At 63.0% G+C, this 11,321-nt stretch carries 11 protein-coding genes; 6 read left to right on the top strand and 5 right to left on the bottom strand.

The annotated features are described in order from the left end of the window. Positions 1 to 141: 141 nt before the first annotated feature. Positions 142 to 654, top strand: coding sequence for a glycine cleavage system transcriptional repressor (locus LUU92_RS26475; RefSeq protein WP_071490271.1), 513 nt, complete (start codon positions 142 to 144; stop codon positions 652 to 654). 223 nt (positions 655 to 877) lie between these two features. On the opposite strand, the gene rarD is transcribed toward LUU92_RS26475, so the two are convergent. The 5 genes from rarD to LUU92_RS26450 form a co-directional block, all read right to left on the bottom strand. After that, the gene (rarD, locus tag LUU92_RS26470) at positions 878 to 1,762 is read right to left on the bottom strand and encodes an EamA family transporter RarD (RefSeq protein ID WP_071490270.1); all 885 of its coding nucleotides are present in this window, start codon (positions 1,760 to 1,762) and stop codon (positions 878 to 880) included. A gap of 182 nt (positions 1,763 to 1,944) precedes the next feature. Continuing rightward, on the bottom strand, positions 1,945 to 2,919 hold the full coding sequence (locus LUU92_RS26465; RefSeq protein ID WP_257102854.1) for an SrkA family protein kinase: 975 nt from the start codon (positions 2,917 to 2,919) through the stop codon (positions 1,945 to 1,947). Positions 2,920 to 3,117: 198 nt separating this feature from the next. Next, on the bottom strand, positions 3,118 to 5,019 hold the full coding sequence (locus LUU92_RS26460) for a PhoX family protein (RefSeq protein ID WP_222540541.1): 1,902 nt from the start codon (positions 5,017 to 5,019) through the stop codon (positions 3,118 to 3,120). 79 nt (positions 5,020 to 5,098) lie between these two features. Further along, positions 5,099 to 5,863 carry a molybdenum-dependent transcriptional regulator ModE gene (locus LUU92_RS26455; protein ID WP_071490267.1) on the bottom strand — a complete coding sequence of 255 codons (765 nt, stop codon included), beginning with the start codon at positions 5,861 to 5,863 and terminating at the stop codon, positions 5,099 to 5,101. A gap of 57 nt (positions 5,864 to 5,920) precedes the next feature. Next, positions 5,921 to 6,658: a ComFC family protein gene (locus LUU92_RS26450; RefSeq protein ID WP_257102853.1), complete on the bottom strand. Its 738-nt coding sequence runs from the start codon at positions 6,656 to 6,658 to the stop codon at positions 5,921 to 5,923. 92 nt (positions 6,659 to 6,750) lie between these two features. Here LUU92_RS26450 and bioB point away from each other — a divergent pair, with 92 nt between their 5' ends. The 5 genes from bioB to bioD all read left to right on the top strand — a co-directional run bounded on the left by bioB (position 6,751) and on the right by bioD (position 11,308). After that, positions 6,751 to 7,806: a biotin synthase BioB gene (gene bioB, locus LUU92_RS26445; protein ID WP_058426686.1), complete on the top strand. Its 1,056-nt coding sequence runs from the start codon at positions 6,751 to 6,753 to the stop codon at positions 7,804 to 7,806. Positions 7,807 to 7,920: 114 nt separating this feature from the next. Continuing rightward, the gene (bioF, locus tag LUU92_RS26440; RefSeq protein WP_257102852.1) at positions 7,921 to 9,102 is read left to right on the top strand and encodes an 8-amino-7-oxononanoate synthase; all 1,182 of its coding nucleotides are present in this window, start codon (positions 7,921 to 7,923) and stop codon (positions 9,100 to 9,102) included. After that, entirely contained in the window at positions 9,095 to 9,826 is a 732-nt protein-coding gene (locus tag LUU92_RS26435) for an alpha/beta fold hydrolase (RefSeq protein ID WP_071490264.1), read from the top strand. Before bioF ends, LUU92_RS26435 begins: the two co-directional genes overlap by 8 nt. Continuing rightward, the gene (gene bioC / locus LUU92_RS26430) at positions 9,819 to 10,631 is read left to right on the top strand and encodes a malonyl-ACP O-methyltransferase BioC (protein WP_071490263.1); all 813 of its coding nucleotides are present in this window, start codon (positions 9,819 to 9,821) and stop codon (positions 10,629 to 10,631) included. Before LUU92_RS26435 ends, bioC begins: the two co-directional genes overlap by 8 nt. Beyond that, positions 10,628 to 11,308, top strand: a complete 681-nt coding sequence (gene bioD / locus LUU92_RS26425; RefSeq protein WP_092242245.1) for a dethiobiotin synthase — start codon at positions 10,628 to 10,630, stop codon at positions 11,306 to 11,308. Before bioC ends, bioD begins: the two co-directional genes overlap by 4 nt. Positions 11,309 to 11,321 lie beyond the last annotated feature (13 nt).

The raw sequence follows: 11,321 nt of genomic DNA, 5'->3' as shown, positions 1-11,321 counted from the left end.
CTTTGGTCGTACGGTCACAGCGGAGAACCGGATGTTCTCAAAAAACTATTGGATTGTTCCAGATAAATATAAAAATGGTACACGATTTGTTTTCGAGGGCTTCCGAGTCCACCTTGTAGATTGAATTCAGAGGGCTTCGCCATGGACCATCTTGTACTCACAATTATCGCCGCCGACAAACCCGGCCTGGTTGAACGCATCGCGCAGAATATTGCCACCCACGGTGGCAATTGGCTGGAAAGCCGCATGGCGCACATGGCCGGGCAATTTGCCGGGATCCTGCGGGTCAGCGTTCCAACAGAGAACCGTCAGGCGCTGGTCGGCGCGCTGGAGGACTTATCCACACACGGCATTCGCGTGCTGGTGGGCGAAGGCAGCAGCGGGCAGGCCTCGGCCTCCAAGTCGATCATGATGACGCTGGTGGGCAATGACCGTGCGGGCATTGTGCGCGAGATTACGGCGCTGCTGAGCAAGCAGGGCGTGAACCTGGAGAGCCTGAGCACGGACGTGCGCCCGGCGCCCATGAGCGGTGATCCGTTGTTTACTGCTGAAGCGCTGCTGCAGGTGCCGGCAGCGTTATCCCTGGATACCTTGCAGTTGTCCCTGGAAACCCTGGCGGACGACCTGATGGTGGAACTGCATCACGAGGAATAATTGGCCCACAGGGTTATGCATGGAAATCTTGCATGGGCCTGTGGATAACCTGTAGAGACCCGGCGCCAGGCCACGCCGTGCGGGGTTCTTCGCTACTTGAGCAAAAAACGAGCAGTTTCAAGGGCTTGTGCACAAATGGCGGGGATCAGGTTGTGGATAACCTTGGGGTGGATGTCTGCAAGCCACGTAGATTATGGCTTGCAGAGGTTTGTACGTTATTTGATCAGCGTTTGCGTGCGCTGAGCCAGATATCCACGCTGTACACCACCAGGCCCGCCCAGATGAACGCGAAGGCGGTCAAAGTGCTTGGTGCCAGATGCTCGCCGAACAGCAGCACGGCTTCCAGCAATACCAGGGTCGGCGCGACGTACTGCAAAAAGCCCAGGGCGGTATAGGGCAAATGCCGTGCGGCGGCGTTGAAACACACCAGCGGGATCAGTGTCACCGGGCCGGCGGCTACCAGCCACCAGGCTTCGGAGGTGCCCCAGAATTCCATCTGCGCACTGTGGGCGGTCGGGTTGAACAGCAGCCATGCAACCGCAATCGGCACCAGCATCCAGGTTTCCACCACCAGCCCCGGCAGGGCTTTCACCGGTGCCTGCTTGCGAATCAGCCCGTAGAAACCAAAGGTCAACGCCAGTACCAGCGATACCCACGGCAGGCTGCCCACTTGCCACACCTGCTGCGCCACACCCACCGCAGCCAGCCCAACGGCGACCCACTGCAAACGGCGCAGGCGTTCACCCAGGATCAACATGCCCAGTACCACATTCACCAACGGGTTGATGTAGTAACCCAGGCTCGCCTCCAGCATGCGCCCGGTGTTGACCGACCACACGTATGTCAGCCAGTTACCCGCGATCAACGAACCACTGAGTGCCAGGATCGCCAGGCGCTTGGGGTTGTCGCGCAGTTCGCGGAACCAGCCGGGATGTTTCCACACCATCAACAGCAAACCGCCGAACAGCGCCGACCACAGCACGCGGTGCACGATGATCTCTGCGGCGGGCACGCTGGCGATGGCTTTGAAGTAGAGCGGGAACAGGCCCCAGATGACATAGGCGCTCAGGCCCAGGATGTACCCCTTGCGGGGGTTGGCGGCGTGCATTGCAGAATCCTTGCTTAGGCAGCTAACAAAGGCGTGATTGTAAGTACATTTGGCGGGCAATGTGATCTGCTTTGCTTTGGGTGGGAGGGGGCTTGCCCCCGATTGCTGTGTGTCAGTCACAGATGCATCAACTGGCAGACTGCAATCGGGGGCAAGCCCCCTCCCACATTTAACTCGACAGGTCAGAAGAGTTTCAGGGGTTCTTCGTTGAGGGCCGCCAATTGCTCGCGCAGCGCCAGCACCTGATCGCCCCAATACCGCTCGCTGCCGAACCACGGGAAGCTATGGGGGAACGCCGGGTCATCCCAGCGGCGTGCCAGCCAGGCGCTGTAATGCATCAGGCGCAGGGCACGCAGGGGTTCGATCAGCGCCAGTTCACGCGGGTCGAAGTCGTGGAACTCCTGATAGCCGTCCATCAATTCCGACAGCTGCCCCAGACATTCCTGGCGATCGCCGGCGAGCATCATCCACAGGTCCTGCACCGCCGGGCCCATGCGGCAGTCATCCAGGTCGACGATGTGGAACATCTCGTCGCGGCACATCATGTTGCCGGGATGGCAATCGCCGTGCATGCGGATGTTCTTGTGCGGCGTGGCCTTGTACACCTCTTCCACACGCTTGAGCAGGTCGCGGGCCACGGACTCGTAGGCCGGCAACAGGCTCTTGGGGATGAAATTGCCTTCGAGCAGGGTGGTGAGGGAGTCGTGCCCGAAATTCTTCACGCCCAGGGCTTCACGGTGTTCGAACGGGCGGGTAGAGCCCACCGCATGCAAACGGCCGAGCAGCTGCCCGAGGCGATAGAGTTGGTCGAGGTTGCCTGGTTCCGGCGCGCGGCCGCCACGGCGCGGGAACAGGGTGAAGCGGAATCCGGCATGTTCGAACAGGCTTTCGCCGTTGTGAATCAGTGGCGCGACCACCGGCACTTCGCATTCGGCCAGTTCGAAGGTGAAGCGGTGTTCTTCGAGGATCGCCTCGTTGGTCCAGCGCTGCGGGCGGTAGAACTTGGCGATCAGTGGCTCGGCGCCTTCGATGCCCACTTGGTAGACGCGGTTTTCGTAGCTGTTGAGTGCCAGGACGCGAGCGTCGCTGAGGAAACCGATGCTTTCGACGGCGTCGAGGACCAGGTCGGGGGTGAGTGTTTCAAACGGGTGGGCCATGCGAACTCCTGCGCGCAGCAGGGCGCCGCGTCCGGCCGGGTATGGTAACGCACCGGGGCTGAGATAGGTGGTGGCTGTGCCATTGCTATCGGGGGCAAGTCGAATCGTCGCACCGCCCCTCCCACATTGACTGCATTCACATATTTTGACTGTGAACACAGTCAGTGTTGGAGGGGGCTTGCCCCCGATGAGGCTTTGTCAGGCGCCGACGATACCGCCGTCATCCCGCCGAATTGCCATCACTGACGAGCGCGGCTTGCCATTTGGCAGATGTTCCGGCCAGGTCGAACCGCCGGTTTCGCCTGGGTGCTGAATCCCCACAAACAACGTCTTCTGATCCGGCGAGAAGCTGATGCCCGTCACTTCACACGCTACCGGGCCGACCATGAAACGGCGGATTTCCCCGGTGGAGGGGTCGGCGCAGAGCATCTGGTTGTTGCCCATGCCCGCGAAGTCACCCGCGTTGCTGTAGTCGCCATCGGTGAGAATCCACAGGCGTCCAGCCTTGTCGAAACCCAGGCCGTCCGGGCTGTTGAACATGTTCTGCGGGTTGATATTCGACGAGCCACCCTTTGGCGTGCCAGCGTGCACGCCCGGGTTGCCGGCCACCACAAACAGGTCCCAGCTGAATTCGGTGGAACCGTGGTTATCCGCGTCGGCCTTCCAGCGCAGGATCTGGCCGTAGACGTTTTTTTCACGCGGGTTGGGGCCACCCACCGGCTGGCCGTCTTCACCACGTTTGGCGTTGTTGGTGAGGGTGCAATAGACCTGGCCATCGGTGGGGCTGACCACAATCCATTCCGGGCGGTCCATGCGCGTGGCCTTCACCACGCTGGCGGCCAGGCGCGCGTGGATCAGCACTTCGGCCTGGCTGGCGAAACCGGTGCTGGCGTCGATGCCGTTCTTGCCGTGGGTGAGTTCGACCCATTGGCCCTTGCCCTTGGGGTGATCGGCGTTGCCGTCGCCCGCGTCGAAGATCGCCACGTACAAGGTGCCGTGGTCGAGCAGGTCCTTGTTGGCCTTGGGGTTGTGGTGGTTGATCGGGTCGCGGCTGACGAACTTGTAGATGAACTCGCCGCGTTCGTCGTCGCCCATGTACACCACGGCGCGGCCGTCACGGGTTTCGGCCAGGGCGGCGTTTTCGTGCTTGAAGCGGCCCAGGGCCGTGCGCTTGACCGGCGTGGACTTGGGGTCGAACGGGTCGATTTCCACCACCCAACCGTGGCGGTTGAGTTCGTTGGGGTTCTTGGCGATGTCGAAGCGCGGGTCGTGCGGGTGCCAGTTGATGTCTTTGCTGGCGGCCACCACACCGTAGCGTTTCTGCCCGGCGTCGAAGGTTTGTTGCGGGTTGCTGCTGCCAAAGCAGTCGGTAAAGTTCTCTTCGCACGTCAGGTAAGTACCCCACGGCGTCTTGCCGTTGGCGCAGTTCTGGAAGGTGCCGAGGGCTTTCTTGCCGGTTTTGTCGGCGCTGGTTTTCAGCCAGGCGTGGCCAGCGGCGGGGCCGCTGAGGTTGATCGGCGAGTTGCCGTGGATGCGCCGGTTGTAGCGCGAGTCCTGCACGAACTGCCAGGTGTCGCCCTTGCGCCGTACTTCGATCACCGACACGCCTTCGCTGGCCTGGGCCTTGCGCACGTCTTCGGCCGATTGCGGCGCGCCGCCGTGGGCGAAGAGGTAGCGGTAATTGGTGTATTCGTTGTTGATCGCCATCAGCGCACGGTTGTCGTCGCCCGGGAAGGCGAACAGGCTCATGCCGTCGTTGTTGTCACCGAACTGCTGCTCCTGGGCCTTGGCCGTGCCGTTGCCGGACGGGTCGAAGGCGGGTGCGCTCTTGCTCAGCGGTTGGCCCCAACTGATCAGCACCGAGGCGCTGTAGCCTGGCGGCAAGGTGATGGCGTCACTGGTGGCGGCGGCGATGCTGGTAAAGCCCAGCAGCGGGCTGCTGGCGCTGGCGGCGTTGACGGCCAGGGCGCTGCGGCTCAGCAGGTTGCCACCGAGGAACATTGCGGCACCGCACAGGGCGCCAGCGCCGATAAAGCGGCGGCGGGTGAGGCCGACCATCTGTTCAAGGTCGGTGGCTTGGTTTTCTTCTAGTAGGCTCATCTCAGGCTCCCTGCGGTTTTTGCAGACACCATAAGGAGCGGGCGTGACGAAATGGTTGCAGTTTGAAGGCGGGCTGCGGCTACACCGGCGTACCGAGCAGCACATTGCTCGGCGCGAACTGCACGGTGATGGTTTTACCTACGACGGCGCCCACGTCCTTGAGTGCGTCGGGCCGCGCCAGGGCGCATAAAACCTGGCCATTGGGCAGGGCGATGCGCACTTCGCCGGGGCCGTCGTCGGCGTCGAGAATGGCGTCGACGGTGCCGCTCATGCAATTGTGTCCAGGTGTTGCAGATTGCTTGGATGGGAGCAATTCCAGCCATCCGGCCTTGATCAATGCGACCACTTCCACACCGGTTTCCAGCTCCAGGCGCTGCGTGCTGTCGTGGGTGATCTGCGCGTCCAGGCTCAGGCCGCCGGCCAGTTGCAGGCGGATCAGATCGTTACGGCCCTGCTGCTCGATGGCGATGACCTGGCCATGCAATTGGTTGCGCGCGCTGGTGCGCAGCATCAAGCGGCCGAGCAGGTTGAAGTCGCTGGCGGCTTCATCGGAGCCCAGCACCTCGGCTTGCAGCGCTTGCAGACGCTGGTACAGACGCAACACGCGCTCACCTTCGGTCGTCAACTTGGCACCGCCGCCGCCCTTGCCGCCCACGCTGCGTTCTACCAACGGCTTTTGTGCGAGGTTGTTCAACTCGTCGATGGCATCCCACGCCGCCTTGTAACTCAAGCCTGCGCTTTTGGCCGCGCGGGTGATGGAACCCTGCTCGGCGATATGCGCCAGCAAGGCAATGCGCTGGGGGCGGCGAATGATGTGTTGGCTGAGGGAGGCTGGCAGAGACATGGGATACGCTTCGATGGGATTGGCCGAACGTTGCGGGCACGGTGGGCTGGAGTCAAGTCAACTGCCCGGTTTGGGCGTGCGGGCCAGGCAATACACATCGACCTGCTTCGCACCGGCGTTCATCAATAACCGCGCCAGGCTGTGGGCCGTGGCGCCGGTCGTCAGCACGTCGTCGACCAGGGCGAAATGCCGGCCCTGCACCTGGGCGTCGGGCGCCAGGGCGAAGGCGCCGAGCAGGTTGCGTTTACGGTTCTTGGCGTCAAGGGCCTGTTGGGCCACGGTTTCATGGGGGCGTAACAACAGCTGTTCATCGTGGGGGATGTTCAAGTCGCTGCCGAGCCAGCGCGCCAGCATCAACGCCTGGTTGTAGCCGCGTTCGCGCAGACGCTTGCGCGCCATGGGCACCGGTAGCAGGCACTCGGGGCGTACGAGTTCGGTATTGTCAAAGCGATGTTGCAGGTGTTGCGCCAGGAGCCGCGCCAGCATCTGCCCGAGGGGCCAGCGTGCCTGATGCTTGAAGCGGCTGATCAGGCTGTCGATGGGAAAGCTGTAGGACCAGGGGGCGATGACCTGTTTAAACGCGGGGGGATTTTTTTGGCATTGCCCGCAAATCAAACCCTCCATCGGCAGGGGCAGGGCACACACATCGCAGTGCTCCATGAGCCAGGGCAGCTCGGTTTCGCAGACGTTGCACACACACTGGGTGGATTGTGTCGCTTCATCACAGATTAAACAGGTCTGTATGTTATTTAACCAGATGTAAACCTGGTGTTTGTATATCGGTTGACAGTGCATGAATCTTCCTTAAATATGCCGAGCATCCGTGTCGTGCCTGTGGGTATTGCCCTTCCCGCAGCGCTTGCCAAAGCATAATCAAGGAATCGCCCATGAGCGCCAGCACCACCGCCACCTTGCGTCACGATTGGTCCCTCGCCGAAGTCAAAGCGCTGTTCGTGCAGCCGTTCAATGACCTGCTGTTCCAGGCGCAGACCGTGCACCGCGCGCATTTCGACGCCAACCGTGTGCAAGTGTCGACGCTGCTCTCGATCAAGACCGGCGCCTGCCCGGAAGATTGCAAATATTGTCCGCAGTCGGGCCACTACAACACCGGCCTGGAAAAAGAAAAGCTGATGGAGGTGCAGAAGGTCCTCGAAGAGGCCGCCCGCGCCAAGGCCATCGGCTCGACCCGCTTCTGCATGGGCGCCGCCTGGAAACACCCGTCGGCCAAAGACATGCCTTACGTGTTGCAAATGGTCAAAGGCGTGAAGGCCATGGGCCTGGAAACCTGCATGACCCTCGGCCGCCTTGACCAGGACCAGACCGAAGCCCTGGCCCAGGCCGGCCTGGACTACTACAACCACAACCTCGACACCTCGCCGGAGTTCTACGGCAGCATCATCACCACCCGCACCTACAGCGAGCGTCTGCAAACCCTGGCCTATGTGCGTGATTCGGGGATGAAGATCTGCTCCGGCGGCATCCTCGGCATGGGCGAGTCCCTCGACGACCGCGCCAATTTGCTGATCCAGCTGGCCAACCTGCCGGAGCATCCGGAGTCGGTGCCGATCAACATGCTGGTGAAGGTGGCGGGGACACCGCTGGAAAACGCCGAAGACATCGACCCATTCGACTTCATCCGCATGCTCGCCGTGGCGCGCATCCTGATGCCGAAGTCCCACGTGCGCCTGTCGGCCGGCCGTGAGGCGATGAACGAGCAGATGCAGGCGTTGGCGTTCTTTGCCGGTGCCAACTCCATCTTCTACGGCGACAAGTTGCTGACCACCGCCAACCCGCAGGCTGACAAGGACATGCAACTGTTCGCGCGCCTGGGCATCCTGCCGGAAGCCCGTGAAGAACATGCCGATGAAGTGCATCAGGCGGCAATCGAGCAGGCGTTGGTGGAGCAGAAGAGCAGCGAGCAGTTCTACAACGCTGTTGTTTGATTGAAATGCCAGCCAACTGTGGGAAAGGACTGGTGTGGGAGGGGGCTTGCCCCCTCCCACACTGGATCCCCTTCACATTCTTTAGCGCGTACATCCTGTTTAATCGAGGCCAGCATGTCTTTCGATCTCGCCGCGCGCCTCGCTGCCCGTCGTGCCGAACACCTTTACCGCCAACGCCCGCTACTCGACAGCCCCCAAGGCCCGGAAGTGGTGGTGGACGGCCAGCCGCTGCTGGCGTTCTGCAATAACGATTACCTGGGCCTGGCCAATCACCCGCAAGTGATCGAGGCCTGGCGCGCCGGTGCCTCCCGTTGGGGTGTGGGCGGCGGCGCTTCGCACCTGGTGGTCGGGCATGCCACGCCGCACCATGAACTGGAAGAGGCCCTGGCCGACCTCACCGGTCGCCCGCGTGCGCTGCTGTTTACCACCGGTTACATGGCCAACCTCGGCGCGGTCACGGCGTTGGTGGGGCAGGGCGATACGGTGCTGGAAGACCGTCTCAACCATGCGTCGCTGCTGGACGCGGGCTTGCTCTCGGGGGCGCGTTTCAATCGTTACCTGCATAACGATGCGCAGAGCCTGGCCAAGCGCCTGGAAAAAGCTACCGGCAATACCCTGGTGGTCACCGATGGTGTGTTCAGCATGGACGGCGACCTGGCCGACCTGCCCGCGCTGGCCCGCGAAACCAAGGCCAAAGGCGCCTGGTTGATGGTGGATGACGCCCATGGTTTTGGCCCCCTGGGCGCCAACGGCGGCGGGATCGTCGAGCATTTCGGCCTGAGCCAGGAGGACGTGCCGGTGCTGGTCGGCACCCTCGGCAAGGCGTTCGGCACGGCCGGGGCGTTTGTGGCCGGCAGTGAAGAGCTGATCGAAAGCCTGATCCAGTTCGCCCGCCCTTACATCTACACCACCAGCCAACCGCCCGCCCTGGCCTGCGCCACCTTGAAAAGCCTGGAACTGTTGCGCACTGAGCATTGGCGGCGCGAGCACCTCAACCGCCTGATCAGCCAGTTCCGCCAGGGCGCCGAGCAGCTTGGGCTGGACCTGATGGACAGCTTCACGCCGATCCAACCCATCCTGATCGGCGACAGCGCCAAGGCCATGCGGCTGTCGCAGATGCTGCGCGAACGCGGCCTGATGGTCACAGCTATTCGCCCACCGACCGTGCCCGCCGGCAGTGCGCGTCTGCGCGTGACATTGACGGCGGCCCACAGCGCGGCGCAGGTGCAGCTATTGTTAAACGCACTGGAAGCGTGTTTCCGCTTGTTAGGCAGTTCGGAGCCCAACCATGCGTGATCGACTGATATTGCTGCCCGGCTGGGGCCTCGGTGTATCGCCGCTGGAGCCGTTGGCCGCCGCATTGCAAGGTTTGGACGAGCACCTGCAGGTGCAGATCGAACCGTTGCCCGCACTGGATTCCAGCGACCTGAATGAGTGGCTCGACGAACTCGACGCCACGCTGCCGGACAACGCCTGGCTGGGCGGCTGGTCCCTGGGCGGCATGCTGGCTTCGGAGCTGGCGGCGCGGCGTGGCGAACGTTGCTGTGGCCTGCTGACCCTGGCGAGTAACCCGTGTTTCGTCGCCCGCGCTGGCTGGCCAAGCGCGATGCCCGCCGAGACCTTCGACGCGTTCCTCGCTGGCTGCCATGCCGACTCCCAGGTCACCCTCAAGCGCTTCGGCCTGTTGTGCGCCAAGGGCGCCGAAGACCCGCGCGGACTGTCGCGCCTGCTGGTCAGTGGTGCGCCGAACACGCCCTCCAGTGTGTTGATGCCCGGCCTTGAGCTACTCGCCCAGTTGGATACCCGTGAAGCCTTATTGGCCTATCGCGGCCCGCAGTTGCACCTGTTCGCCGGCTTGGACGGGTTGGTACCCGCCGAAGCCGCCAGCGACCTGCTGGCCCTGCTGCCGGATGTTGAAATCGGCCTGATTGAACAGGCCGGCCACGCTTTTCTTCTGGAAGACCCTCACGGTGTAGCGGGGGCCATCCAGGCTTTTTTGCATGAGTGCGTCGATGACTGATTTATCCCACGCCCCGCTGCCGGGCGCGTTGCCGGACAAGCGCCAGGTGGCGGCGTCCTTTTCCCGTGCCGCCGCCAGTTACGACAGTGTTGCCGAATTGCAGCGGGCGGTGGGCAGCCAATTGCTGGCGCGCCTGCCGGCCAATACCGCGCCGCAACGCTGGTTGGACATGGGCTGCGGCACCGGGTATTTCAGTCGCGTGCTGGGTGAACAGTGGCCCGCCAGCGAAGGCATCGCGCTGGATATCGCCGAAGGCATGCTCAACCACGCACGCCCCCTGGGTGGCGCCGAGCACTTCATCGCCGGCGACGCCGAACGCTTGCCGCTCAAAGCTGAGAGCGTGCAGCTGCTGTTTTCCTCCCTCGCGGTGCAGTGGTGTGCGAATTTCGAGGCGGTGCTCAGCGAAGCCTATCGGGTGTTGCAACCGGGCGGAGTGCTGGCCTTCGCCAGTCTCTGCGTGGGCACCCTGGAAGAACTGCGCGAAAGCTGGCGTGCGGCGGATGGCCTGGTGCACGTCAATCGCTTCCGCACCTTCGAGGCGTATCAACACTTGTGTGCGGCCAGCGGCCTGCGGGTGGTGAGCCTGGAGCGCCGTCCTCATGTGTTGCATTACCCGGATGTACGCAGCCTGACCCACGAATTGAAGGCCCTGGGCGCGCATAACCTCAACCCCGGTCGCCCCGGTGGGTTGACGGGGCGCGCGCGGATTGTTGCACTGGTGCACGCGTATGAGCGGTTCCGCCAGGCCCAAGGCCTGCCGGCGACTTACCAAGTGGTGTATGCCGTACTGGAGAAACCTCTATGAGCGCCGCCTACTTCATCACCGGTACCGACACCGATGTCGGCAAGACCACCATCGCCGCCGGCCTGTTGCACGCGGCGCGGCAAGCCGGTAGAAGCACCGCGGCTGGCAAGCCGGTGGCCTCCGGTTGCCAGGTCACGCCCAAGGGCTTGCGCAACGCCGATGCACTGGCGTTGCTGGCTGAATGCTCGTTGCCGTTGAGTTATGCCGAGGTCAACCCGGTGGCCTTCGAACCGGCCATCGCTCCCCACCTGGCGGCGCGGGAGGCAGGTTTCTCGCTCACCGTGCAATCGTTGTTGAAGCCCATGCAGCAGATTCTGGCACGGCAAGCGGATTTCACCCTGATCGAAGGCGCCGGCGGCTGGCGGGTGCCATTGGCCGATCAGGCGAACCTGTCGGACCTGGCCATGGCGCTGAAGTTGCCGGTGATCCTGGTGGTGGGCGTGCGCCTGGGTTGCATCAGCCATGCCTTGCTGACCGCCGAAGCCATCGCCCGGGACGGCCTGCAGTTGGCCGGGTGGGTGGCCAATATCATCGAGCCCAAGACCTCCCGTCTGGAAGAAAACCTCGCCACCCTGGCCGAGCGCCTGCCTGCGCCATGCCTGGGGCGTGTGCCGAAACTCAAGCACGCCGGGGCTGAAGCGGTTGCCGAGTACTTACAGTTGGACCTGCTTGACTGATTTTGGCTATCGA

The organism is Pseudomonas extremorientalis, assembly GCF_024584605.1.
Taxonomy (GTDB): domain Bacteria; phylum Pseudomonadota; class Gammaproteobacteria; order Pseudomonadales; family Pseudomonadaceae; genus Aquipseudomonas; species Aquipseudomonas extremorientalis.
This window is presented reverse-complemented; position numbering and strand designations above follow the sequence as displayed.